The organism is Citrobacter sp. Cpo032, assembly GCF_030332975.1.
Lineage (GTDB): Bacteria > Pseudomonadota > Gammaproteobacteria > Enterobacterales > Enterobacteriaceae > Citrobacter > Citrobacter portucalensis.
The window spans coordinates 225,329-249,031 of sequence record NZ_JAOWGU010000044.1 but is presented as its reverse complement, the minus strand read 5'-3'; the positions used below and the strand labels follow the sequence as shown (position 1 = coordinate 249,031).

Below are 23,703 nucleotides of genomic sequence, written 5' to 3'. Positions count from 1 at the left end.
TACGTATTTCTTGGAGTAAATCACCATGTCTGAAGGCTGGAATATTGCCATTCTGGGCGCAACGGGCGCCGTAGGCGAAGCCCTGCTCGATACGCTGGCTGAACGCCAGTTCCCGGTCGGTGAAATTTATGCGCTGGCGCGTAATGAAAGCGCCGGTGAACATCTGCGTTTTAACGGTAAATCGGTCATAGTACAGGACGTTGCAGACTTTGACTGGACGCAGGCACAGTTGGCATTTTTTGTTGCGGGCGCTGAAGCCACCGCCGCATGGGTAGAAGAAGCCACTAATGCGGGTTGCCTGGTGATCGACAGCAGCGGTCTGTTCGCGCTTGAGCCAGACGTTCCGCTGGTGGTTCCGGACGTTAACCCGTTCGTGCTGGCGGATTACCGTAACCGCAATGTGATTGCAGTGCCTAACAGTCTGACCAGCCAACTGCTGTCTGCGCTGAAACCGTTGATTGATGACGGTGGGCTTTCGCGTATTACGGTGACCAATATTATCTCAGCTTCCGCTCATGGCAAAAAAGCGGTGGATGCGCTGGCCGGACAGAGTGCAAAACTGCTTAACGGCATCCCGATTGACGAAGATGATTTCTTTGGCCGTCAGTTGGCATTCAACATGCTGCCGCTGCTGCCCGATCGTGAAGGTAGCGTGCGTGAAGAGCGTCGTATCGTCGATGAAGTGCGCAAAATTATGCAGGATGACGGTCTGCTCATCTCTGCCAGCATCGTGCAGTCCCCGGTATTTTATGGCCACGCGCAGATGGTAAATTTTGAGGCCCTGCGCCCGTTGGCGGCGGAAGAAGCGCGCGATGCGTTTTCACGCGGTGAAGACGTGGTGTTGTCGGAAGAGACCGACTTCCCGACCCAGGTTGGCGATGCATCGGGCACGCCGCACCTTTCTATTGGCTGCGTGCATAATGATTACGGTATGCCAGAGCAGGTTCAGTTCTGGTCTGTGGCGGACAACGTACGCTTTGGCGGCGCGTTAATGGCGGTGAAAATTGCGGAAAAACTGGTGCAGGAGTACCTGTACTAATGTCTGACCAGCAACAGCCGTCAACCCATAAAATTGCGCTGGGCATTGAGTATGACGGCAGCAAATATTATGGCTGGCAGCGCCAGAACGAAGTGCGTAGCGTTCAGGAAAAACTGGAAAAAGCGCTCTCTCAGGTGGCGAATGAACGCATCAATGTTTTTTGTGCAGGACGCACGGATGCGGGCGTTCATGGCACTGGGCAGGTCGTGCATTTTGAAACCGCTGCCCAGCGTAAAGATGCGGCCTGGACACTGGGGGTAAATGCGAATTTACCTGGTGACATCGCCGTGCGCTGGGTTAAAGCTGTACCCGATGATTTTCATGCCCGATTTAGCGCCACGGCTCGCCGTTATCGCTACATCATCTACAATCATCGGTTGCGCCCTGCGGTTTTGGGTAAAGGGGTAACCCATTACTATGAACCGCTGGACGCTGAGCGTATGCATCGTGCGGCCCAGTGTCTGATTGGCGAAAATGATTTTACCTCGTTTCGAGCGGTGCAGTGTCAGTCGCGCACGCCGTGGCGAAACGTGATGCACATTAACGTCGAACGTTTCGGTGCATATGTGGTGGTGGATATTAAAGCGAATGCCTTTGTACATCATATGGTCAGGAATATTGTCGGCAGCCTGATGGAAGTTGGCGCCAACAACCAGCCGGAGAGCTGGATAGCAGAACTGTTAGCGGCAAAGGACAGAACGCTGGCAGCGGCAACGGCGAAAGCGGAAGGATTGTATCTGGTTGCGGTAGATTACCCGGACCGGTTCGACCTGCCAAAACCGCCTATGGGCCCGCTATTTCTGGCGGACTAATTTGAGTCGTATAAAGGCAAAACTATGGACCTGATTTACTTTCTTATCGATTTTATCCTGCACATTGATGTGCACCTGGCGGAGCTGGTTGCGGAATACGGTATCTGGGTATACGCCATTCTGTTTCTGATCCTGTTCTGTGAAACCGGGCTGGTGGTGACACCATTCCTGCCAGGGGATTCGCTGCTGTTTGTTGCGGGTGCGCTTTCTGCGCTGCCAACCAACGATCTCAATGTTCATCTGATGGTGGCACTGATGATTGTGGCGGCGATTGTGGGCGATGCGGTGAACTACACGATTGGCAGATTGTTCGGGGAAAAACTTTTCAGTAACCCGAACTCCAAAATTTTCCGCCGCAGCTACCTGGATAAAACCCATGCGTTCTACGAGCGTCATGGCGGTAAGACGATTATCCTGGCGCGTTTCGTGCCAATCGTGCGTACATTTGCGCCGTTTGTTGCCGGTATGGGACATATGTCCTACCGTCACTTTGCGATGTATAACGTCGTAGGCGCATTGCTGTGGGTATTGTTGTTCACCTACGCAGGCTACCTGTTCGGCGATCTGCCGATCGTCCAGGAAAACCTGAAATTATTGATTGTGGCGATTATCGTCCTTTCCGTATTGCCGGGGGTGATTGAAGTAATTCGCCATAAGCGTGCTGCGTCACGGGCTGCAAAATAGAAAGTAACTCAGCGGTTCGACCACTTTTTTATCCAAAGTTTCGGGCTGTTATGTTTTAATGTGCAACATTCATGGTCTGTTAGGGGCAAAAATGGCATTATGCGCCCCTTATAACAAAGCTGACTAGGGTTCAGGCAGAAAGGTCACCAATGAGCTGGATTGAACGAATTAAAAGCAACATTACTCCCACCCGCAAGGCAAGCATTCCTGAAGGGGTGTGGACCAAGTGTGATAGCTGCGGTCAGGTTTTATACCGTGCTGAGCTGGAACGTAATCTTGAGGTCTGTCCGAAGTGTGACCATCATATGCGCATGTCGGCGCGCAATCGCCTGCATAGCCTGTTAGATGAAGGTTCTCTTGTGGAACTGGGTAGCGAGCTTGAGCCGAAAGACGTGCTGAAGTTTCGTGACTCCAAAAAATACAAAGACAGACTGGCTTCTGCGCAGAAAGAAACCGGCGAGAAAGATGCGCTGGTGGTGATGAAAGGCACACTTCACGGTATGCCGGTCGTTGCTGCGGCATTCGAGTTCGCGTTTATGGGCGGCTCCATGGGCTCTGTGGTCGGCGCGCGTTTTGTCCGTGCCGTTGAGCAGGCGCTGGAAGACAACTGTCCGCTGATCTGCTTCTCCGCTTCTGGCGGGGCGCGTATGCAGGAAGCGCTGATGTCTTTGATGCAGATGGCGAAAACCTCTGCTGCGCTGGCGAAAATGCAGGAACGCGGTTTACCGTATATTTCTGTACTGACCGACCCAACAATGGGTGGTGTTTCCGCAAGCTTTGCGATGCTGGGCGATCTCAACATTGCCGAACCGAAAGCATTGATCGGCTTCGCTGGTCCGCGTGTTATCGAGCAAACCGTACGTGAGAAACTGCCGCCGGGATTCCAGCGCAGCGAGTTCCTGATTGAAAAAGGCGCTATCGATATGATCGTCCGCCGTCCGGAAATGCGCCTGAAACTGGCAAGCATCCTGGCGAAGCTGATGAATCTTCCTGCGCCGAATCCGGATGAGCCGCGTGAAGGCGAAGTGGTACCTCCGGTTCCCGATCAGGAACCAGAGGCCTGATAGTTTACGCTATGGGTTTCGGGTTGCAGGCAGGCGACAAGAGTGTTAATCCCGATGAACTTACACCGTTAAGTGATTCGGGAGAGCGAGTACAGCCAACACATCTGCAACGTGGAAAACGACGTGTAAAAAAGGGCAGGCCGGTTGGCGCTGCCCTTTTGCTTTTCTCAACGTAAAGAATCTACAGGCATCATGGACAATAAACGTATCCCTCAAGCCGCGTCGCCCCTGGCGTCGTGGCTTTCTTATCTTGAAAACCTGCACAGTAAAACCATCGATCTGGGCCTTGAACGCGTCAGCCAGGTGGCGCGTAAACTGGGTGTGTTGAAACCTGCGCCATTTGTTTTTACGGTGGCAGGAACCAATGGGAAAGGCACAACCTGTCGTACGCTGGAATCTGTGCTGACTGCGGCAGGCTATAAAGTTGGGGTGTACAGTTCGCCTCATCTGGTGCGCTACACGGAACGCGTGCGCGTGCAGGGGCGTGAACTGCCGGAATCAGCTCATACCGCCTCGTTTGCTGAGATTGAAGACTCACGTGGTGACATTTCCCTGACTTACTTTGAATACGGTACGTTATCGGCACTCTGGCTGTTTAAACAGGCCCAACTGGATGTTGTTATTCTGGAAGTGGGGTTAGGCGGCCGCCTTGACGCCACCAATATCGTCGATGCCGATGTCGCAGTAGTCACCAGTATTGCGCTTGACCATACTGACTGGCTGGGCCCGGATCGCGAAAGTATTGGTCGTGAGAAGGCAGGGATTTTCCGCGCAGAGAAACCGGCCATCGTCGGCGAACCGGAAATGCCTTACACCATCGCGGATGTCGCTCAGGAGAGCGGGGCGATTTTGCAACGTTGTGGTGTGGACTGGCGCTATGCAGTCACGGAGAACGACTGGTCGTTTACTGATGCTCATGGAACGCTGGCGCACCTGCCGTTGCCGCAGGTGCCACAACCTAATGCTGCAACCGCACTGGCTGCACTGCGCGCAAGCGGTCTTAACGTCAGCGAGCAGGCCATTCGTGACGGTATCGAACAAGCGATTTTACCGGGACGCTTCCAGATTGTGAGCGAGTCGCCGCGGGTTATTTTTGATGTTGCCCATAACCCGCATGCGGCGGAGTATCTGACCGGACGTCTGAAAAAGTTAGTGAAAAGCGGGCGTGTACTTGCGGTTATCGGTATGCTACATGATAAAGATATTGCCGGTACGTTGGCTTGGCTGAAAAGTGTGGTTGACGACTGGTACTGTGCGCCCCTGGAAGGGCCGCGTGGTGCAACGGCAGAACAGCTGCTGGAGCACCTGGGCAAAGGCAACGCTTATGACAGCGTGGCGCAGGCATGGACTGCGGCACTTGCTGAGGCGAAGCCAGAAGATACCGTGTTGGTGTGTGGATCGTTTCACACTGTCGCACATGTCATGGAAGTAATAGACGTGGGGAGAAGCGGTGGCGAGTAAGTTTCAGAATCGATTAGTCGGCACAATTGTGCTGGTCGCGCTCGGGGTGATTGTGCTTCCCGGGCTGCTTGACGGCCAGAAAAAGCATTATCAGGATGAATTTGCAGCGATCCCACTGGTACCTAAACCCGGCGATCGCGATGAACCAGACATGATGCCTGCAGCAACGCAGGCGCTGCCGACTCAGCCGCCGGAAGGGGCGGCAGAAGAGGTGCGTGCGGGTGATGCTGCCGCGCCATCGTTGGATCCATCACGTTTGACGACGGCAAACAGCGCGGAGTTAGATCCTGTCCCTGCGCCTGTGGAACCACCGAAACCTAAACCGAAACCGCAGCCTGTTGCCGTCGCCCCGACACCAACACCGGCACCGACTCCAGCGCCGAAACCGGCCGCTGAGGAAGCGCCAGCGCCAACCGGCAAAGCGTACGTTGTACAACTCGGTGCGCTGAAAAACGCGGATAAGGTCAATGAGATCGTGGGTAAACTTCGTGGCGCGGGCTTCCGGGTATATACTTCCCCGTCAACGCCGGTGCAGGGTAAAATAACCCGCATTCTCGTAGGGCCTGACGCCTCCAAAGATAAGCTGAAGAACTCGCTGGGCGAGCTGCAGAAGATCTCTGGTTTGAGCGGGGTGGTGATGGGGTATACCCCTAACTAAGGGATTGCGTTACGTTGCTCTGATGTAGGCCGGACAAGGTGTTTACACCGCCATCCGGCAGTGTCCGAAGAGGCATAAAATCGTATGGCGTTGAAGATTTTTTCAGCGCCATTTTTATTTACGCGTGGAAAGGAAATCCCTACGCAAACGTTTTCTTTTTCTGTTAGAATGCGCCCCGAACAGGACGACAGGGCGTAAAATCGTGGGACACATATGGTCTGGATTGATTACGCCATTATCGCGGTGATTGGTTTTTCCTGTCTGGTTAGCCTGATCCGTGGCTTTGTTCGTGAAGCATTATCGTTGGTGACTTGGGGTTGTGCTTTCTTTGTCGCCAGCCATTACTACACTTACCTGTCTGTCTGGTTTACGGGCTTTGAAGACGAACTGGTTCGAAATGGGATTGCTATCGCGATACTGTTCATCGCGACACTTATCGTCGGCGCTATCGTTAACTTTGTGATAGGCCAACTGGTAGAGAAAACAGGACTGTCGGGTACCGACAGGGTGTTGGGGATCTGCTTCGGTGCTTTGCGTGGAGCGTTGATCGTCGCCGCCATACTGTTCTTTCTCGATACCTTTACCGGTCTGTCGAAAAGTGAAGACTGGGGTAAGTCACAGCTGATCCCGCAGTTCAGTTTCATCATCAGATGGTTCTTTGACTATCTGCAAAGCTCGTCAAGTTTCTTGCCCAAAGTATAAACTTTGGGTCGTTGCTGAACGAGGAAAAGACGTATGTGCGGTATTGTCGGTATCGCCGGTGTTATGCCGGTAAACCAGTCGATTTATGACGCGTTAACGGTGCTCCAGCATCGTGGTCAGGATGCTGCGGGCATCATCACCATTGATGCCAACAACTGCTTCCGCTTGCGTAAAGCAAACGGAATGGTGAGCGATATTTTTGAAGCGCGCCATATGCAGCGTTTGCAGGGCAATATGGGCATCGGTCATGTGCGTTACCCAACGGCTGGCAGCTCCAGCGCCTCCGAAGCTCAACCTTTTTACGTCAACTCACCGTATGGCATTACGCTTGCCCACAATGGCAACCTGACCAATGCGCATGAGTTGCGTAAAAAGCTGTTTGAAGAAAAGCGCCGCCACATCAATACCACTTCAGATTCTGAAATTCTGCTGAATATTTTCGCCAGCGAGCTGGATAACTTCCGCCATTACCCGCTGGAAGCCGACAATATTTTTGCGGCCATTGCGGCAACCAACCGCCAGATTCGCGGCGCCTATGCCTGCGTGGCGATGATTATCGGTCACGGTATGGTTGCCTTCCGCGACCCTAACGGTATCCGTCCGCTGGTGATGGGCAAACGCGATATTGGCGATGGCCGTACCGAGTACATGGTGGCGTCTGAGAGCGTAGCGCTGGATACGCTGGGCTTTGAATTCCTGCGCGACGTAGCACCTGGCGAAGCGGTGTACATCACCGAAAAAGGCCAGCTGTTTACCCGTCAGTGTGCCGATAACCCGGTGAGCAATCCATGTCTGTTTGAATACGTTTACTTCGCACGTCCTGACTCCTTTATCGACAAGATTTCCGTCTACAGCGCCCGTGTGAATATGGGGACTAAGCTTGGCGAAAAAATTGCCCGTGAGTGGGAAGATCTGGACATCGACGTAGTAATCCCAATCCCGGAAACCTCCTGTGATATCGCGCTGGAAATTGCTCGTATTCTCGGTAAGCCGTACCGCCAGGGGTTTGTGAAAAACCGCTATGTGGGCCGTACCTTTATCATGCCGGGCCAGCAGTTGCGTCGTAAATCTGTGCGCCGTAAGCTGAACGCTAACCGTGCGGAATTCCGTGATAAAAACGTGCTGTTGGTGGATGACTCCATCGTGCGTGGCACCACCTCAGAACAGATTATCGAGATGGCGCGTGAAGCTGGCGCGAAGAAGGTGTATCTGGCCTCTGCCGCCCCGGAAATTCGCTTCCCGAACGTTTATGGCATCGATATGCCTACGGCGACGGAGTTGATTGCGCATGGTCGTGAAGTGGACGAGATTCGCCAGATAATCGGCGCAGATGGTCTGATCTTCCAGGATCTGAACGATCTGATTGAAGCTGTCCGTGCTGAGAACCCGGATATTCAGCAGTTTGAATGTTCAGTGTTTAACGGCGTGTACGTTACCAAAGACGTCGACCAGCAATATCTCGATTTCCTCGACTCCCTGCGTAATGACGATGCCAAAGCGGTGTTGCGTCAGAACGAAGCGGAAAACCTTGAGATGCACAACGAAGGTTAATGTTTGCTCGCAAGCAAGGGCGCAACCTGCGCCCTTGCTTGCAACTCACCGTAATTTCCTGCAAAGTCGGCCCTGAGCAAGTAAGGGCGATTACACATGAAACGACTCATCATTGGTATTTCTGGTGCAAGCGGGGCAATTTACGGCGTGCGCCTGTTGCAGGTATTGCGTGACGTCACTGATGTGGAAACCCACCTGGTGATGAGTGCCGCTGCCCGGCAGACGCTGGCGCTGGAAACGGACCTCTCTGTGCGCGACGTGCAGGCGCTGGCAAATGTGAATCATGATAGCCGTGATATCGCCGCCAGTATCTCCTCCGGCTCTTTTCAGACCGCCGGAATGGTTATTCTGCCTTGTTCAATCAAAACGCTTTCTGGCATCGTCCACAGTTACACCGATGGGTTGCTTACCCGTGCGGCGGATGTGGTATTGAAAGAACGCCGTCCGTTGGTGCTGTGTGTACGCGAAACGCCGCTGCATCTGGGGCATTTGCGATTGATGACGCAGGCGGCAGAAATTGGGGCGGTAATTATGCCACCTGTCCCGGCGTTTTATCATCGTCCGCAAACGCTCGATGATGTGATTAATCAAACGGTTAATCGCGTGCTTGACCAGTTTGATATTACCCTTCCACAGGACCTGTTCACCCGCTGGCAAGGGGCGTAAGCCGTTCCATCAGCGTGCAAAGAATCATCCGTTGCCCTGTTTCAGGGCAATTTTGTAACCGCGATCATATCCTCAACATTTAATTCGTTAAAACTCAACGAAACGCTGCGGTTCAACCGCCAGACCTGCTATCTTCAAAATCAGGACATTATTGCAACGTTTTATTAACATATTTAACGTCGAATATCCTCATCGACGCGAAAATGGCATAAGACCTGCATGAAAAAGTCTGCAAACACACAACACAACGTAAAACATAATAAAATTACGCCACTTGAGGGTTATGTATGAAGAAGACGGTTCTTGCTTTGTCTTTGCTGGTAGGACTCTCCGCCACCGCGGCCAGCTACGCAGCACTTCCGCAGACGGTTCGTATTGGTACAGATACAACGTACGCTCCTTTTTCCTCTAAAGATGCCAAAGGCGACTTTGTCGGCTTCGATATCGATCTGGGAAATGAGATGTGTAAGCGCATGCAGATCAAATGCACCTGGGTTGCAAGTGACTTTGATGCGCTGATCCCATCGCTGAAAGCGAAAAAAATTGATGCCATCATCTCCTCGCTTTCTATCACCGAAAAGCGTCAGCAAGAGATTGCGTTCTCAGACAAACTTTACGCTGCAGACTCACGTCTGATCGCCGCGAAAGGCTCCCCAATTCAGCCGACTCTGGATTCCCTCAAAGGTAAACACGTTGGCGTCCTGCAAGGCTCTACTCAGGAAGCCTATGCCAATGACAACTGGCGCAGCAAAGGCGTGGACGTGGTGGCCTATGCGAACCAGGACCTCATCTATTCTGACCTGACGGCAGGCCGTCTGGACGCGGCATTGCAAGATGAAGTCGCGGCCAGCGAAGGCTTCCTGAAGCAGCCTGCTGGTAAGGATTACGCTTTTGCCGGTCCGTCGGTGAAAGATAAAAAATACTTTGGTGACGGAACCGGGATTGGCTTGCGCAAAGATGATGCAGAGCTGAAAGCCGCTTTCGACAAAGCGCTGGGCGAACTGCGTAAAGACGGCACCTACGACAAAATGGCGAGCAAATATTTTAATTTTAATGTCTACGGCGATTAATACAGCGGCGTGGGGAATTGACTGCACCATTGCGGGTAACCATTTCGGTGCATAATAAATTCAGTGCACTGTTTTGGTGCTTTTATCGCTGACTTAATAAGCATGAGTGCATACTTAAGCGCTTTTCATGCAAATAAATACCGCCGACAGGGTAGAATGCTTTGCCTTGTCGGCCTGATTAATGGCACGATAACTGCACCTGGTCCTGTAAAGATCCCCTATAAAAGACAGTCTGTTGAGGATAGTTATGAAAAAACTGGTGTTGTCTCTTTCTCTGGTTCTGGCTTTCTCCAGTGCTACCGCAGCATTTGCAGCCATTCCGCAAAAAATTCGTATCGGTACCGATCCTACTTATGCGCCGTTCGAATCGAAGAATGCGCAGGGTGAATTAGTCGGTTTTGATATCGATCTGGCTAAAGAGCTGTGCAAACGTATCAATACGCAATGTACCTTCGTGGAAAACCCGCTGGACGCGCTGATCCCTTCGCTAAAAGCGAAGAAAATCGATGCCATCATGTCCTCGCTTTCCATTACTGAAAAACGTCAGCAGGAAATCGCATTTACCGACAAGCTTTATGCAGCCGATTCGCGTCTGGTTGTCGCTAAAGATTCTGCTATTCAGCCGACCATTGAGTCGCTGAAAGGCAAACGTGTTGGTGTGCTGCAGGGCACTACCCAGGAAACGTTCGGCAACGAACACTGGGCGCCAAAAGGTATTGAGATTGTCTCTTATCAGGGGCAGGACAATATCTATTCTGACCTGACTGCCGGGCGTATTGACGCAGCGTTCCAGGATGAAGTTGCGGCCAGCGAAGGCTTCCTGAAACAGCCAGTCGGTAAAGATTACAAATTCGGCGGCCCGTCTGTGAAAGACGAGAAGTTGTTCGGCGTGGGTACCGGTATGGGGCTGCGCAAAGACGATAACGAACTGCGCGAAGCGCTGAATAAAGCCTTTGCCGAAATGCGAGCTGACGGTACTTACGAGAAGCTGGCGAAAAAGTACTTCGATTTTGATGTTTACGGCGGTTAATTACCGCAGGTGCTGATAAAGCCCGTAGATTTTTGACGCGTTGAATTTATGCCCGATGGCACCGCGCTTATCCGACCTACGGTGATTTTGTAGGCCGGATAAGGCAAGGCCGCCATCCGGCATTTAACGGTTAGTCTGAAATCAAAAGAGGCTTACTACTCCACCACACACGACAGGACAGGCAGCATGTTGTATGGCTTTTCAGGTGTTATTTTACAGGGCGCAATTGTTACGCTGGAGCTGGCTCTCAGCTCGGTGGTACTGGCGGTTCTGATAGGTCTTGTCGGCGCAGCAGCAAAGCTGTCGCAAAGCCGGGCAATGGGGCTTATTTTCGAAGGGTACACAACGCTAATCCGCGGCGTGCCCGATCTGGTCTTAATGCTGCTCATCTTCTACGGATTACAAATCGCGCTGAATACCATTACCGATGCCATCGGTATCGGCCAGATTGATATTGATCCGATGGTTGCGGGCATTATCACCCTTGGATTTATCTACGGCGCCTACTTTACCGAAACTTTTCGCGGTGCGTTTATGGCTGTACCAAAAGGCCATATTGAAGCCGCGACGGCGTTTGGCTTTACCAGCTCACAAATATTTCGTCGCATTATGTTCCCGGCGATGATGCGTTATGCCTTACCGGGAATCGGCAATAACTGGCAGGTTATTCTTAAGGCTACGGCGCTGGTATCGTTGCTTGGACTTGAAGACGTGGTGAAAGCGACTCAACTTGCCGGGAAGAGTACCTGGGAGCCGTTCTATTTTGCCGTCGTGTGCGGGGTCATCTATCTGGTGTTTACCACTGTTTCTAATGGTGTGCTGCTGTACCTTGAGCGCCGCTATTCCGTGGGTGTGAAGAGGGCTGACCTGTGATCGAGATTATTCAGGAATACTGGAAGTCCCTGCTGTGGACCGACGGATATCGCTATACTGGCGTCGCTATCACCCTGTGGCTTTTGATTTCGTCAGTAGTGATGGGCGGAATACTGGCACTCTTTTTGGCGATTGGTCGCGTTTCCAGTAATAAATTTATCCAGTTTCCCATCTGGCTGTTCACCTATATTTTTCGTGGGACGCCGCTGTACGTTCAGCTACTGGTGTTTTATTCCGGGATGTATACGCTGGAGATAGTTAAAGGCACGGACTTCCTCAACGCGTTTTTCCGCAGCGGGCTGAATTGCACCGTGCTGGCGCTGACGCTGAATACCTGCGCCTATACCACGGAGATTTTCGCCGGGGCTATTCGTTCCGTGCCTCACGGTGAGATTGAGGCTGCGCGCGCATACGGTTTCTCGTCATTCAAACTGTATCGATGCATTATTTTACCTTCCGCGCTGCGTATTGCGCTGCCGGCATACAGTAATGAAGTCATTTTAATGCTGCACTCCACGGCGCTGGCATTTACGGCCACGGTGCCAGATTTGTTGAAAATCGCTCGCGATATCAACTCGGCAACGTATCAGCCGTTTACCGCCTTCGGTATTGCCGCTGTGCTGTATTTGATTATTTCGTATGTCCTGATCAGTCTGTTCCGTAAAGCGGAAAAACGCTGGTTGCAGCATGTATCCTCTAAATGATTCGAGTAACACGATGTCTGAAAATAAATTAAACGTTATCGATTTACATAAGCACTACGGCGAACATGAAGTGCTGAAAGGGGTATCGCTGCAGGCCAACGCGGGTGATGTTATCAGCATTATTGGTTCGTCAGGTTCCGGTAAAAGTACCTTCCTGCGCTGCATTAACTTTCTCGAGAAACCGAGTGCCGGGTCGATTGTCGTCAGCGGTCAGAACATTGGTCTGGTGCGCGACAAAGACGGCCAGTTGAAAGTTGCGGACAAAAATCAGCTACGCCTGCTGCGTACGCGTCTGACGATGGTCTTTCAGCACTTTAATCTGTGGAGCCACATGACAGTGCTGGAAAACGTCATGGAAGCGCCGATTCAGGTGTTGGGGCTGAGCAAGCAGGAAGCTCGCGACCGTGCGGTGAAGTATCTGGCTAAAGTGGGCATTGATGAGCGCGCACAGGGCAAATATCCGGTGCACCTGTCCGGTGGTCAGCAGCAGCGTGTTTCCATTGCCCGTGCGCTGGCGATGGAACCGGAAGTGTTGCTGTTTGATGAACCTACGTCGGCGCTTGATCCTGAGCTGGTGGGTGAAGTGCTGCGCATTATGCAACAGCTGGCTGAAGAGGGGAAAACCATGGTGGTGGTGACCCACGAAATGGGGTTTGCCCGTCATGTTTCCACGCACGTGATTTTCCTGCATCAGGGGAAAATTGAGGAAGAGGGTGACCCGGAGCAGGTATTTGGTAATCCGCAAAGCCCGCGTTTGCAACAGTTCCTTAAAGGATCGCTGAAGTAAGTCAACAGCCCGGAGGCGCTACGCTTTCCGGGCTTACAATTTTAGCGCGTCGCGCTCCAGCCGAAACACCCAGTCGTCGTAGGCGATGCCGTCAATCTCATACGCCTTTTCCAGTACCTGCGTACGTACAAAGCCTGTCTTTTCCAGAATACGGATTGAACCCTTGTTATCCGCCAGCGCGTATGCGTTTATCGCCGTCACACCTGCATGCTCGAAGGCATACTGGCACACCGCGCGCACGGCTTCGCTGGCAATACCTTTCCCCTGAGCCTGTGGCATGATGGCGTAGCCGAGGTCGGCTTCCTGCGGGTAAAGATGGCTGATTTGCAGACCAATATCGCCAAGTGGCGTCGGGCTGTTATGTTCGCGGATGACGAAAGTGTGCTGTGCGGCCAGACGTCTGGCGAATAACAGCCGCGTATCTTTCGCCGGGGCGATGTTGCCCATATAGCGCATGACTTCAGGACATTCACGGAGTTTCTGGAAAAATGACCAGTCAGAAAATTGAAACAAAGAGAGGGTAAGTCGGGGAGTCGATATTATCGCCATAACGTCGCCATTGCGGAAATCTGGTCTATAACCTTACCACCACAACGGCGACTGTGAATAGTGCATTGGGGTTATCGGATGACATCCGCCAGCGCTTCTTCTAAATCGTACCAGCGAAACGTAAAACCGGAAGCTTCCAGGCGTTTGGGCAATGCGCGTTGTCCACCAAGGACCAGTACTGACGATTCCCCCATCAGCAGTCGCATAGCGGTGGCGGGAACGCGCAGAATTGCAGGGCGGTTCAGAGCGTGACCCAGCGCGTGGGCAAACTGCTCATTGTGCACCGGGTATGGCGAAACCATATTGAAGGGACCGCGTAGATCGTTATTCAGCAGCCAGATAATTCCGTTGACCATATCATCAACATGGATCCATGCCATATACTGGCGTCCGTTACCGATCGGGCCGCCTAAGCCAAGACGAAACGGCGGGACCATTTTTGCCAGAATGCCGCCTGCTGAGGCTAGTACCACGCCGGTACGCAGCATACATACGCGGGTTTTGTCGCTTTGCGCAGTGCTGGCAATTTGCTCCCAGCGGGCGCACAGCTTGTGGGTAAATTCGTTATGCGGTGGCTCTTCTTCCGTAACCACAACTTCGCCCAAATCGCCGTAGTAACCGGTAGCGGAACCGGAGATTAACACTGAGGGCGGCGTCTCGCTGGCATTGATTAAATCGACCAGTTTCTGCGTAATGCCCCAACGGCTCTGGCACAAGCGTTCCTTTTGCTGTGCGCTCCAGCGCTTATCTGCAATAGGCTCTCCGGCAAGGTTAATCACGGCATCAATATTATTGAGATGTTGCCGCTCTTCCAGTCCTTTCCATAACGTGACCCGAGAGTCGAGAATCTGACGAGCCTTATCAGGGGTACGTGTCACTACGATTATCTGATGCCCCAGTTCCAGCAGGCAGGGGATCAGATGACGTCCAATCAGGCCAGTACCGCCGGTAATCAGAATCTGCATGTCGCCTCCCGGGTTACGTTTTAGCGCTGCCAGCTCAGCGTCATTGATACTGAGTCGGCGTAACGCAATGCGTGAAGTTTATCTATCTCCACTTCAGCATAAGTGACCCAGTGATGTTCGCGTGCGATATCGAGCACATCTTGAGTTAATTTTTCTAACAATGAGAAGCGGTTACCCTCCACGTGGGCAATGATGCTTTTGGTTATAGTGCGATAATTCAGCGCGTCGTTGATATCTTCGCTGGTACGGGCTTTGTCTGCCGGATAGTGAATGGCAATATTGATGACGATATCCTGGCGATTAAGGATCTCCTCTTCTTTGATGCCGATAAAGGTGCGCAGACGAAGGTTTTTTATACGAATAATGGCGTCAGGTTGTGACATTGCAGGTTTCCTCCATGTATGAACCTCTGCATGATACACGAGAACCGAATTGCGTCACCGCTTCTCACTCAGTGCTTGCTGCATGGCGCGTTCCGTGGCAGGACGCGTACGGATGCGTTCGTGCCAGTTATTGACCGCCGGGTAATTGTCGAGGTCGATGCGCTGACGCTGATGGGCGTGGATCCACGGCCAGCAGGCAATGTCAGCAATGCTGTAGTGATCGCCTCCCAGCCAGGGTGACGTTTCCAGACGTTTATTCATCACGTTGTACAGGCGCTGGGTTTCAACCTGGTATCTTTCAATAGCGTAAGGGATCGTTTGCGGAGCGTAATGACTGAAATGATGATTCTGCCCCAGCATGGGACCCAGACCGCTGACCTGCCAGAACAGCCACTGCAGTGTGGTGTGGCGTTCGCGTAATTCACCGCTAAGCAGCTTACCGCTCTTCTCCGCCAGATAGAGTAAAATTTCTCCGGACTCAAACAAGCTGATGGGCCTTCCGCCATCTTCCGGCGCATGATCGATAATGGCCGGGATTTTATTGTTCGGCGAGATCAGTAGAAAATCGGGGCGAAACTGGCTGCCTTTGCTGATATCGACATGAATCAGACGGTATTGCAGCTGTGCCTCTTCAAGAAACAGCGTGATTTTGTGACCGTTTGGCGATGGCGTGTAATAGAGATCGATCATTTTCAGCATCCGTTTTGTCATGAACCGGGTCATTACAAGTATAGAGCCTGTTGGCGTGCGTGAGTTTTCATCAAGTGACAGCGAGAGAAAGACTCTATATTTTGAAAGCAAGCCAATACACTTCAGAGGACATTATGAGCAAATCTGCAATTACGCTATGGTCAGATGCCAATTTTTTCTCCCCTTACGTGCTGTCTGTTTATGTTGCTCTGCAAGAGAAAGGGCTACCTTTTACGTTGAAAACCGTTGATCTCAATAGTGGTGAACACTTGCATCCTTCATGGCAAGGTTACGCCTTGACGCGCCGCGTACCGGTTCTTGAGATCGATGGTTTTGAACTGAGCGAATCATCAGCGATTACAGAATTCCTGGAAGAGAGCTTTGCACCGCCACAGTGGGAGCGTATCTACCCACACGATGTACAAAAGCGCGCTCGGGCGCGCCAGGTTCAGGCGTGGATCCGCAGCGATTTAATGCCTATCCGTGAGGAACGATCAACAGATGTCGTTTTTGCTGGCGTGAAGAAAGGACCGTTAAGCGAAGCGGGAAAAGCCAGTGCGGAAAAACTGTTCGCTACTGCGAGCAGTTTACTGAGCCACGGTAAGCAGAATTTATTTGGCGAATGGTGTATCGCTGACTGTGATTTAGCGCTAATGCTTAATCGCCTGGTCCTTAACGGCGATGAGGTTCCAGAAGCGCTTGCGGAATACGCCACCTTCCAGTGGCAGCGCGCTTCAGTACAGCGTTTTATCGCGCTTTCAGCGAAGCGTTCCTGCTGAAAAACGGGCCGTAATCCAGTATCATTACAAGGTAATTTTCAGCGAGGAGTGAGTGATGAAACTGATGTTCGCATCGGACATTCATGGTTCGTTGCCAGCCACGGAACGCGTACTCGAACGGTTTGCTGCAAGCGGCGCGCAATGGCTGGTGATATTGGGTGATGTTTTAAACCACGGGCCGCGTAATGCGCTTCCAGAAGGCTATGCACCTGCGCAGGTTGCTGAACGGCTGAATGAGCTGGCATCGCGAATTATTGCGGTGCGTGGTAATTGCGACAGCGAAGTGGATCAGATGCTCCTGCATTTTCCGATGACTGCGCCGTGGCAGCAAATTCTGACAGAAAACCAGCGACTCTTTTTGACGCACGGACATCTTTTTGGCCCGCAAAATATGCCGGCGCTCAATGCGGGCGATGTTCTGGTTTATGGGCATACTCATCTGCCGGTTGCTGAGCGGCGCGAGGGTATCTATCATTTCAATCCCGGCTCGGTAAGCATCCCGAAAGGGGGCTTTGCGGCAAGTTACGGGATTCTGGATGATAATGTTCTCAGCGTAATGGCACTCAATGATCAAAGTGTTATTGCACAGGTCGAGATTAATCCGTAATTTACCCCACAAACATAAACGCGCCGTAAGAGCGCCAGAAAAAAGAAGGTTTCCTGATGGTGGAACAGCGTCGTTTGGCAAGTACTGAATGGGTGGATATTGTGAATGAAGACAACGAAGTCATTGCACAGTCCAGCCGGGAACAAATGCGGGCGCAACGCTTACGCCATCGTGCAACGTATATCGTTGTGCATGATGGTATGGGCAAAATTCTGGTTCAACGCCGCACTGAGACAAAAGATTTTTTGCCCGGCATGCTGGATGCCACCGCAGGCGGTGTGGTTCAGGCTGACGAGCAGATGCTGGAATCAGCGCGTCGTGAAGCAGAAGAGGAACTGGGGATTGCGGGCGTGCCGTTTGCCGAGCATGGTCAGTTTTACTTTGAAGACCAGAACTGTCGCGTATGGGGTGGGTTGTTTAGCTGCGTTTCCCACGGACCGTTTGCGCTTCAGGAAGATGAGGTCAGTGAAGTTTGCTGGTTGACGCCGGAAGAAATTACCGCGCGCTGCGACGAATTTACACCGGACTCCCTGAAAGCCCTGGCGCTGTGGATGACCCGCAACGCCAAGAATGAAGGGGCGAAAGCCGAAAAGCAGGAAGAAGCTGAGTAAACTCTGTTCATCCGGCCTACTGCGTCGAGAAATCGAGTAGGCCGGACGCACACTTTTTAATGGTAACCCATCATCTGCGCGCCAATCACCACCACGCTGGACATAATAAACAGCAGTCCCAACAGCGTAGCACCTACCTTCAGCCAGTTACGAAAATCCACCCGACAAACGCCTAACGTAGCCATCAGAGATGCTGACGTCGGATAGATAATATGACTGAATCCGTCGCCAAACTGGAAGGCCAGGACTGTGACCTGACGGTTTACGCCAACCAGATCGCCCAGCGGTGCCAGTAGCGGCATGGTTAACGCAGCCTGACCAGAGCCGGAAGTGACGAAGAAATTAAAAACTGCCTGGAACAACAGCATAAACCACGCCGCGATGGCGTTATCCAGCCCGCTGATGCCATTGGCAATGCTGTGCAGCAGAGTGTTTAACACGCTGGCTTCACCCGCCTCTCCATTACCGACCAGCAGTAAAATGCCTTTGGCAAAACCAACCAGCAGGGCAGGGGCAATCATCATTCGTGCACCCTCAGTGAATGAGGAGGCCATGATGTTGACCGTCATGCCGTTGAGCCGAAACACGACGCCGATAATGCCAATCACCAGACCCATCGTGAAGAACTGACTGGCGATCTCAGGAATAAACCACGCGTTGACGATAACGCCCCAGACAACCCAAATCATCACCGCGGTTAGCACCAGTAGCACTAACCAGTCGCCCAGCGTGAAGCGTCGTTCCACGACCTCGTCCTGCTGCTCGCGAAAGAAGCTGTCGGATTCATGTACCCGGGACAAAAGCGGATTCTTTTTGATACGCGCCGCATAGGCCAGCGTGAAGGTCAGCCCGATTAGTGTAGCGATCACCCAGACCACGATGCGTAGCCCGGAACCAGAGAGCACCGGTACCCCCGCAATACCTTGCGCGACCACCACGCAAAATGGGTTCATCCATGAACTGGCGAAACCAATCTGAGTCGCGATATAGGTAACCAGCACGGTGGTGATACTGTCGTAACCTAGCCGTACCATCAAAGGCGCGATGATAATGGCAAAGGCAACAGCCTCTTCCCCCATGCCAAACACCGCACCGCCTAAGGAGAAGAGAATAAACAGCACTGGGATAAACAGGACCTCGTTGCCCCGCGTATGGCGAATGAGCGCCAGGATGCCGTTATCAATGGTGCCGGTACGCATAACGATGCCGAATGCGCCGCCAATGACCAGCATAAACATAATGATGCCGACAGCAGTGCCGAATTTCGAGCCGGAGGTTAATCCTTCAAACGGGAAATTCATCAGGCCTGGGCGTTCATCTCCGGTGGTGAATAACTGCACCCGGTGATACTGCTCTTCACCTGCGTCGTTGGTCAGAATACGAAAGGAATGGGGGTCAACCACCTTACGGGTTTTGGTTTGTCCATCAACCTGATACTGAACTTCCTGGCTGTCGAACATCCCGACGGGAACAACCCATGTTGCCAGACTGGTTAAAATGGCGACGAAAAAAATAATCACCAGCGTGTCGGGCATCGCCCATTTTTTAGCTGGCTGTGATTCTGTTACTGCTGACATGAAAGACTATCCCTGTTGCAACGCAAAAGAGAGTAAGTATGCGAACAGAAGAATAGTTATTCATTGATGCAGCGCATCCAGGCAAATGTTTCAGATTATGCCAAAAGGGAAATAGACATAAAAAAACCGGAAATATCAGCTATTTCCGGTTTGATAAGCAGATGTGTTGCCGGATAAGAGATCCGGCACACTCGGCAGATTACTGCTGCTGCTGGGAAGACTGGATCGCGGTCAGTGCGATGGTGTAGACGATATCGTCTACCAGCGCGCCACGAGACAGGTCGTTCACCGGCTTGCGCATACCCTGCAGCATTGGCCCGATGGAGATCAGGTCGGCAGAACGCTGTACCGCTTTGTAAGTGGTGTTACCGGTGTTCAGATCCGGGAAGATGAACACGGTAGCGCGACCTGCAACCGGAGAGTTCGGCGCTTTGGATTTCGCTACGTCAGCCATAACGGCGGCGTCGTACTGCAGCGGACCGTCGATCATCAGGTCAGGACGTTTTTCCTGTGCCAGACGGGTTGCTTCGCGAACTTTCTCTACGTCACTACCTGCACCAGAAGTACCGGTGGAGTAGGAGAGCATCGCTACGCGCGGTTCGATACCGAAGGCAATTGCGGAATCAGCGGACTGAATCGCGATTTCTGCCAGCTGCTCTGCAGTCGGATCCGGGTTGATCGCGCAGTCGCCGTAAACGTAAACCTGATCCGGCAGCAGCATGAAGAACACGGAAGACACCAGAGAGCTACCCGGTGCAGTTTTGATCAGCTGCAGCGGCGGACGGATGGTGTTCGCGGTGGTGTGCACTGCACCAGAAACCAGACCGTCAACATCGTCCTGTTCCAGCATCAGGGTACCGAGAACCACGTTGTCTTCCAGCTGTTCGCGGGCAACGGTTTCGGTCATACCTTTGTTTTTACGCAGTTCGACCAGGCGAGCAACGTAGCTTTCGCGAACCACATCTGGATCAACGATTTCTACACCAGCGCCCAGTTCAACGCCCTGAGAGGCTGCAACGCGGGTGATCTCATCCGGGTTACCCAGCAGTACGCAGGTTGCGATACCACGTTCAGCACAGATGGCTGCCGCTTTAACGGTGCGCGGTTCGTCGCCTTCCGGCAGAACAACGCGTTTGCCCGCTTTGCGTGCCAGCTCGGTCAACTGATAACGGAACGCCGGTGGAGACAGACGACGGCTACGCTCAGAGGTTGCAGTCAGGGATTCAATCCAGTCAGCGTTGATGTAGTTAGCAACGTATTCCTGAACTTTCTCAATGCGCTCGTGATCGTCAACCGGAACTTCCAGGTTGAAGCTCTGCAGGCTCAGAGAGGTCTGCCAGGTGTTGGTGTTTACCATGAATACCGGCAGGCCGGTTTCAAATGCACGTTCGCACAGTTTAGTGATGCGCGCGTCCATTTCGTAGCCGCCAGTCAGCAGCAGGGCACCGATTTCCACGCCGTTCATAGCAGCCAGACATGCTGCAACCAGCACGTCAGGACGGTCGGCAGAAGTCACCAGCAGAGAACCTGCGCGGAAGTGTTCCAGCATATGTGGAATGCTGCGTGCGCAGAACGTCACAGACTTCACGCGACGGGTGTTGATATCGCCTTCGTTAACGATGGTGGCGTTCAGGTGACGCGCCATATCGATTGCACGAGTAGCGATTAGATCGAAGCTCCATGGCACCGCGCCCAGAACCGGCAGCGGACTGGATTCTTGCAGTTTAGCCGGATCAACTTTGATCACTTTCGCTTTGGAAGAGTCGTCGAAAATCTCGGACAGATCCGGGCGAGTACGGCCCTGCTCATCAACCGGTGCGTTCAGTTTGTTAACGATTACGCCAGTGATGTTGGTGTTTTTCGCGCCGCCGAAGCTGCTGCGAGTCAGTTCAATACGCTCGTTCAGCTGTTCCGGGGTGTCGGTACCCTGAGACATAACGAAGACGATTTCCGCGTTCAGCGTTTTCGCGATTTCGTAGTTCAGAGACTGCGCGAACTGATGTTTACGGGTTGGGACCAGGCCTTCAACCAGTACAACTTCAGCGTCTTTGGTGTTCGCGTGGTAGTTCGCGATGATCTCTTCCATCAGCACATCTTTCTGATTGCTGGACAGTAAAGATTCAACGTGGCTCATCTTCAGCGGCTCAGCGGCTGGCAGAGAAGAGTTAGCACGGACGATGCTGGTAGTCTGGTCTGGCGCATCGCCACCGGCACGCGGTTGAGCGATCGGCTTAAAGACGCTCAGACGAACGCCTTTGCGTTCCATTGCGCGGATCACGCCAAGGCTGACGCTGGTCAGGCCGACGCTGGTTCCGGTAGGGATCAGCATAATAATACGGGACACGGTTTATCCTCTTTCGTTACCGCCAATTTAGACGGGTTACAAAACAGCACCGCCAGCTAGGCTGGCGGTGTGAAATCAGGCAGTCAGACGGCTCGCGTCTTGCGCGATAACCAGTTCTTCGTTGGTTGGGATAACCAGCGCAGGACGGGTACCTTCTTTGTTGATGAAACCAGATTTGCCGAAACGTGCGGCCAGGTTACGTTCGTGGTCAACTTCAAAGCCCAGAACGCCCAGTTTGCCCAGAGACAGTTCACGAACCATCGCTGCGTTTTCACCGATACCACCGGTGAAGACAACTGCATCCAGACGACCATCCATCAGCGCAGTGTAAGAACCGATGTATTTCGCCAGACGGTGGCAGTAAACGTCCATTGCACGTTTAGCGTCTTCTTTAGTAGCGTAGTTATCTTCAACATAACGGCAGTCGCTGGTGACTTCGGTCAGACCCAGCAGGCCGGACTCTTTGGTCAGCATTTTGTTGATCTGGTCAACGCTCATGCCCAGGGTATCGTGCAGGTGGAAGATGATCGCCGGGTCGATGTCACCGGAACGCGTACCCATCACCAGACCTTCCAGCGGGGTCAGACCCATGGAGGTATCAACACATTTACCGTTACGGATAGCAGATACAGAACCGCCATTGCCCAAGTGGCAAGTGATGATGTTCAGCTCTTCAACCGGTTTGTTCAGCACTTTTGCCGCTTCCTGTGTGACGAAGAAGTGGCTGGTACCGTGCGCGCCGTAACGACGAACGCCGTGTTCTTTGTACAGGCTGTACGGCAGAGCATAGAGGTAAGACTCTTCCGGCATAGTCTGATGGAACGCGGTGTCGAATACAGCCACGTTTTTGTCTTTCAGATTAGGGAAGGATTTCAGCGCTTCTGCGATACCGATCAGGTGAGCCGGGTTATGCAGCGGTGCGAAAGAGGCAGAATCTTTGATGCCCTGAATAACGGAATCATCGATAACCACGGAGCTGGTGTACTTCTCGCCGCCGTGTACGATACGGTGACCAATAGCGGTCAATTGCGCAGACAATTCTGGTTTTTGTGCCAGAATAGTGTTAACGATAAAGTTCAGCGCTTCACTGTGAGCGGCGCCTGCACCTAAAGCCGCTTCTTGTTTACCGCCGTCCATTTTCCACTTGATACGTGCTTCTGGGAGATGGAAACATTCGGCTAAACCAGAGAGGTATTCTTCACCGTTTACTGCATCGATGATGGCAAATTTCAGTGAGGAGCTACCGCAGTTCAGAACCAGTACTAACTTACTCGACATGGAAGTACCTATTTATGATACGTGGCTAAAAAAACGTCAGGGAGTCATAGAGCGTAGCGCATGATGACACCGACGTTTATGATTAACATCATGCGCCATAGTCTTTTTGGGCACGATGGAATAAATACCTTTGAGTCTATGTCATTTTGCGTATTTTTCAGGCAATGGCATAATGTATGCCAATTTGACGACTCAATGATTTTGGACTACAGGCCTTACAGGCCGGCACAGGATACCTGAATGTGGGTATCAAAGACAAAATGTTTTGAACGATGTCCCTTGTAGTTGTTGTTTTGCACAAATTTTTTAATTTTTATATGTGAAGTTGAGGTAACCGCCATGTCGACACCGGATAATCGCTCCGTCAATTTTTTTAGCTTGTTTCGCCGGGGGCAGCACTATGCAAAGACGTGGCCAATGGAAAAGCGCCTTGCGCCCGTGTTTGTTGAGAACCGCGTGATCCGCATGACGCGTTACGCGATTCGTTTTATGCCGCCTATCGCCGTCTTCACCTTATGTTGGCAAATTGCGTTAGGGGGGCAGTTGGGCCCGGCCGTGGCGACTGCTCTGTTTGCGCTTAGCCTGCCGATGCAGGGGATGTGGTGGCTGGGAAAACGTTCCGTAACGCCGCTGCCGCCTTCAATTCTCAATTGGTTCTACGAAGTTCGGGGTAAATTGCAAGAAGCTGGGCAGGCGCTCTCTCCGGTGGAAGGAAAGCCGGATTACCAGGCGTTGGCTGACACGCTTAAGCGCGCCTTCAAACAACTGGATAAAACTTTCCTTGATGATTTGTAATTGACCCCTGATTACGCATATAAA

General features: G+C 52.4%; 25 protein-coding genes. 18 read left to right on the top strand and 7 right to left on the bottom strand.

The genetic code is table 11. The features are described from left to right. Window positions 1-25: 25 nt before the first annotated feature. From OGY33_RS12330 to hisP, 14 genes are all read left to right on the top strand, one after another. On the top strand, window positions 26-1,039 hold the full coding sequence (locus OGY33_RS12330) for an aspartate-semialdehyde dehydrogenase (protein WP_008785360.1): 1,014 nt from the start codon (window positions 26-28) through the stop codon (window positions 1,037-1,039). Next, window positions 1,039-1,851, top strand: coding sequence for a tRNA pseudouridine(38-40) synthase TruA (gene truA, locus OGY33_RS12325; RefSeq protein ID WP_191238266.1), 813 nt, complete (start codon window positions 1,039-1,041; stop codon window positions 1,849-1,851). Before OGY33_RS12330 ends, truA begins: the two co-directional genes overlap by 1 nt. A 24-nt stretch (window positions 1,852-1,875) precedes the next feature. Continuing rightward, the gene (locus OGY33_RS12320) at window positions 1,876-2,535 is read left to right on the top strand and encodes a DedA family protein (RefSeq protein ID WP_003028140.1); all 660 of its coding nucleotides are present in this window, start codon (window positions 1,876-1,878) and stop codon (window positions 2,533-2,535) included. Window positions 2,536-2,684: 149 nt separating this feature from the next. Next, on the top strand, window positions 2,685-3,599 hold the full coding sequence (accD, locus tag OGY33_RS12315; RefSeq protein ID WP_003834797.1) for an acetyl-CoA carboxylase, carboxyltransferase subunit beta: 915 nt from the start codon (window positions 2,685-2,687) through the stop codon (window positions 3,597-3,599). Window positions 3,600-3,791: 192 nt separating this feature from the next. Further along, window positions 3,792-5,060 (top strand): bifunctional tetrahydrofolate synthase/dihydrofolate synthase, encoded by a 1,269-nt coding sequence (gene folC / locus OGY33_RS12310; RefSeq protein WP_048215850.1) that lies wholly within the window; start codon window positions 3,792-3,794, stop codon window positions 5,058-5,060. After that, the gene (dedD, locus tag OGY33_RS12305) at window positions 5,050-5,718 is read left to right on the top strand and encodes a cell division protein DedD (protein ID WP_003834793.1); all 669 of its coding nucleotides are present in this window, start codon (window positions 5,050-5,052) and stop codon (window positions 5,716-5,718) included. Before folC ends, dedD begins: the two co-directional genes overlap by 11 nt. A gap of 213 nt (window positions 5,719-5,931) precedes the next feature. Continuing rightward, window positions 5,932-6,420 carry a colicin V production protein gene (gene cvpA, locus OGY33_RS12300; protein WP_003028129.1) on the top strand — a complete coding sequence of 163 codons (489 nt, stop codon included), beginning with the start codon at window positions 5,932-5,934 and terminating at the stop codon, window positions 6,418-6,420. Between the two features lie 33 nt (window positions 6,421-6,453). Next, entirely contained in the window at window positions 6,454-7,971 is a 1,518-nt protein-coding gene (gene purF, locus OGY33_RS12295; protein WP_003028127.1) for an amidophosphoribosyltransferase, read from the top strand. A gap of 96 nt (window positions 7,972-8,067) precedes the next feature. Continuing rightward, window positions 8,068-8,637, top strand: a complete 570-nt coding sequence (locus OGY33_RS12290) for a UbiX family flavin prenyltransferase (RefSeq protein WP_060683492.1) — start codon at window positions 8,068-8,070, stop codon at window positions 8,635-8,637. 287 nt (window positions 8,638-8,924) lie between these two features. Next, window positions 8,925-9,707: a lysine/arginine/ornithine ABC transporter substrate-binding protein ArgT gene (gene argT / locus OGY33_RS12285; protein ID WP_006683634.1), complete on the top strand. Its 783-nt coding sequence runs from the start codon at window positions 8,925-8,927 to the stop codon at window positions 9,705-9,707. 247 nt (window positions 9,708-9,954) lie between these two features. Continuing rightward, window positions 9,955-10,737: a histidine ABC transporter substrate-binding protein HisJ gene (gene hisJ / locus OGY33_RS12280; protein ID WP_003028120.1), complete on the top strand. Its 783-nt coding sequence runs from the start codon at window positions 9,955-9,957 to the stop codon at window positions 10,735-10,737. A 186-nt stretch (window positions 10,738-10,923) separates the two neighbouring features. Next, entirely contained in the window at window positions 10,924-11,610 is a 687-nt protein-coding gene (locus tag OGY33_RS12275; protein ID WP_003028118.1) for a histidine ABC transporter permease HisQ, read from the top strand. Next, window positions 11,607-12,314 (top strand): histidine ABC transporter permease HisM, encoded by a 708-nt coding sequence (gene hisM / locus OGY33_RS12270; RefSeq protein WP_003028116.1) that lies wholly within the window; start codon window positions 11,607-11,609, stop codon window positions 12,312-12,314. Before OGY33_RS12275 ends, hisM begins: the two co-directional genes overlap by 4 nt. A gap of 13 nt (window positions 12,315-12,327) precedes the next feature. After that, on the top strand, window positions 12,328-13,101 hold the full coding sequence (gene hisP, locus OGY33_RS12265) for a histidine ABC transporter ATP-binding protein HisP (protein WP_003028114.1): 774 nt from the start codon (window positions 12,328-12,330) through the stop codon (window positions 13,099-13,101). A 33-nt stretch (window positions 13,102-13,134) separates the two neighbouring features. Here hisP and OGY33_RS12260 read toward each other — a convergent pair whose 3' ends face one another. From OGY33_RS12260 to yfcG, 4 genes are all read right to left on the bottom strand, one after another. After that, on the bottom strand, window positions 13,135-13,650 hold the full coding sequence (locus OGY33_RS12260) for a GNAT family N-acetyltransferase (protein WP_071845290.1): 516 nt from the start codon (window positions 13,648-13,650) through the stop codon (window positions 13,135-13,137). Window positions 13,651-13,721: 71 nt separating this feature from the next. Then, the gene (locus tag OGY33_RS12255) at window positions 13,722-14,615 is read right to left on the bottom strand and encodes a TIGR01777 family oxidoreductase (protein ID WP_003834782.1); all 894 of its coding nucleotides are present in this window, start codon (window positions 14,613-14,615) and stop codon (window positions 13,722-13,724) included. 20 nt (window positions 14,616-14,635) lie between these two features. Further along, the gene (folX, locus tag OGY33_RS12250; protein ID WP_003028107.1) at window positions 14,636-14,998 is read right to left on the bottom strand and encodes a dihydroneopterin triphosphate 2'-epimerase; all 363 of its coding nucleotides are present in this window, start codon (window positions 14,996-14,998) and stop codon (window positions 14,636-14,638) included. Window positions 14,999-15,052: 54 nt separating this feature from the next. Next, on the bottom strand, window positions 15,053-15,688 hold the full coding sequence (gene yfcG / locus OGY33_RS12245; RefSeq protein ID WP_020996685.1) for a GSH-dependent disulfide bond oxidoreductase: 636 nt from the start codon (window positions 15,686-15,688) through the stop codon (window positions 15,053-15,055). Window positions 15,689-15,822: 134 nt separating this feature from the next. Between yfcG and yfcF the strand changes: the two genes are divergently transcribed. Genes yfcF through yfcD form a run of 3 tightly spaced genes read left to right on the top strand, consistent with a single transcriptional unit; the run spans window position 15,823 to window position 17,685 of the window. After that, the gene (gene yfcF, locus OGY33_RS12240; protein ID WP_003834778.1) at window positions 15,823-16,467 is read left to right on the top strand and encodes a glutathione transferase; all 645 of its coding nucleotides are present in this window, start codon (window positions 15,823-15,825) and stop codon (window positions 16,465-16,467) included. Between the two features lie 55 nt (window positions 16,468-16,522). After that, window positions 16,523-17,074 carry a phosphodiesterase gene (gene yfcE, locus OGY33_RS12235; protein WP_048234823.1) on the top strand — a complete coding sequence of 184 codons (552 nt, stop codon included), beginning with the start codon at window positions 16,523-16,525 and terminating at the stop codon, window positions 17,072-17,074. 56 nt (window positions 17,075-17,130) lie between these two features. After that, a complete protein-coding gene (gene yfcD / locus OGY33_RS12230) occupies window positions 17,131-17,685 on the top strand; it encodes an NUDIX hydrolase YfcD (protein WP_003834775.1) in 555 nt (184 codons plus the stop codon). 56 nt (window positions 17,686-17,741) lie between these two features. Here the strand turns inward: yfcD and yfcC are convergent, their stop codons facing one another. The 3 genes from yfcC to ackA all read right to left on the bottom strand — a co-directional run bounded on the left by yfcC (window position 17,742) and on the right by ackA (window position 22,884). Continuing rightward, a complete protein-coding gene (gene yfcC / locus OGY33_RS12225; protein ID WP_048224744.1) occupies window positions 17,742-19,262 on the bottom strand; it encodes a putative basic amino acid antiporter YfcC in 1,521 nt (506 codons plus the stop codon). 199 nt (window positions 19,263-19,461) lie between these two features. Next, window positions 19,462-21,606 carry a phosphate acetyltransferase gene (gene pta / locus OGY33_RS12220; RefSeq protein WP_008785351.1) on the bottom strand — a complete coding sequence of 715 codons (2,145 nt, stop codon included), beginning with the start codon at window positions 21,604-21,606 and terminating at the stop codon, window positions 19,462-19,464. Window positions 21,607-21,681: 75 nt separating this feature from the next. After that, window positions 21,682-22,884 (bottom strand): acetate kinase, encoded by a 1,203-nt coding sequence (gene ackA, locus OGY33_RS12215; RefSeq protein ID WP_003834770.1) that lies wholly within the window; start codon window positions 22,882-22,884, stop codon window positions 21,682-21,684. A gap of 339 nt (window positions 22,885-23,223) precedes the next feature. Between ackA and yfbV the strand changes: the two genes are divergently transcribed. Then, entirely contained in the window at window positions 23,224-23,679 is a 456-nt protein-coding gene (gene yfbV, locus OGY33_RS12210; RefSeq protein ID WP_003028087.1) for a terminus macrodomain insulation protein YfbV, read from the top strand. Window positions 23,680-23,703 lie beyond the last annotated feature (24 nt).

Bases quoted from the DNA above. Each gene is read 5' to 3' on its own strand.
- OGY33_RS12330 (WP_008785360.1), top strand. From the start codon at position 26: ATGTCTGAAGGCTGGAATATTGCCATTCTGGGCGCAACGGGCGCCGTA.
- truA (WP_191238266.1), top strand. From the start codon at position 1,039: ATGTCTGACCAGCAACAGCCGTCAACCCATAAAATTGCGCTGGGCATT.
- OGY33_RS12320 (WP_003028140.1), top strand. From the start codon at position 1,876: ATGGACCTGATTTACTTTCTTATCGATTTTATCCTGCACATTGATGTG.
- accD (WP_003834797.1), top strand. From the start codon at position 2,685: ATGAGCTGGATTGAACGAATTAAAAGCAACATTACTCCCACCCGCAAG.
- folC (WP_048215850.1), top strand. From the start codon at position 3,792: ATGGACAATAAACGTATCCCTCAAGCCGCGTCGCCCCTGGCGTCGTGG.
- cvpA (WP_003028129.1), top strand. From the start codon at position 5,932: ATGGTCTGGATTGATTACGCCATTATCGCGGTGATTGGTTTTTCCTGT.
- purF (WP_003028127.1), top strand. From the start codon at position 6,454: ATGTGCGGTATTGTCGGTATCGCCGGTGTTATGCCGGTAAACCAGTCG.
- OGY33_RS12290 (WP_060683492.1), top strand. From the start codon at position 8,068: ATGAAACGACTCATCATTGGTATTTCTGGTGCAAGCGGGGCAATTTAC.
- argT (WP_006683634.1), top strand. From the start codon at position 8,925: ATGAAGAAGACGGTTCTTGCTTTGTCTTTGCTGGTAGGACTCTCCGCC.
- hisJ (WP_003028120.1), top strand. From the start codon at position 9,955: ATGAAAAAACTGGTGTTGTCTCTTTCTCTGGTTCTGGCTTTCTCCAGT.
- OGY33_RS12275 (WP_003028118.1), top strand. From the start codon at position 10,924: ATGTTGTATGGCTTTTCAGGTGTTATTTTACAGGGCGCAATTGTTACG.
- hisP (WP_003028114.1), top strand. From the start codon at position 12,328: ATGTCTGAAAATAAATTAAACGTTATCGATTTACATAAGCACTACGGC.
- OGY33_RS12260 (WP_071845290.1), bottom strand. From the start codon at position 13,650: ATGGCGATAATATCGACTCCCCGACTTACCCTCTCTTTGTTTCAATTT.
- OGY33_RS12255 (WP_003834782.1), bottom strand. From the start codon at position 14,615: ATGCAGATTCTGATTACCGGCGGTACTGGCCTGATTGGACGTCATCTG.
- folX (WP_003028107.1), bottom strand. From the start codon at position 14,998: ATGTCACAACCTGACGCCATTATTCGTATAAAAAACCTTCGTCTGCGC.
- yfcG (WP_020996685.1), bottom strand. From the start codon at position 15,688: ATGATCGATCTCTATTACACGCCATCGCCAAACGGTCACAAAATCACG.
- yfcF (WP_003834778.1), top strand. From the start codon at position 15,823: ATGAGCAAATCTGCAATTACGCTATGGTCAGATGCCAATTTTTTCTCC.
- yfcE (WP_048234823.1), top strand. From the start codon at position 16,523: ATGAAACTGATGTTCGCATCGGACATTCATGGTTCGTTGCCAGCCACG.
- yfcD (WP_003834775.1), top strand. From the start codon at position 17,131: ATGGTGGAACAGCGTCGTTTGGCAAGTACTGAATGGGTGGATATTGTG.
- yfcC (WP_048224744.1), bottom strand. From the start codon at position 19,262: ATGTCAGCAGTAACAGAATCACAGCCAGCTAAAAAATGGGCGATGCCC.
- ackA (WP_003834770.1), bottom strand. From the start codon at position 22,884: ATGTCGAGTAAGTTAGTACTGGTTCTGAACTGCGGTAGCTCCTCACTG.
- yfbV (WP_003028087.1), top strand. From the start codon at position 23,224: ATGTCGACACCGGATAATCGCTCCGTCAATTTTTTTAGCTTGTTTCGC.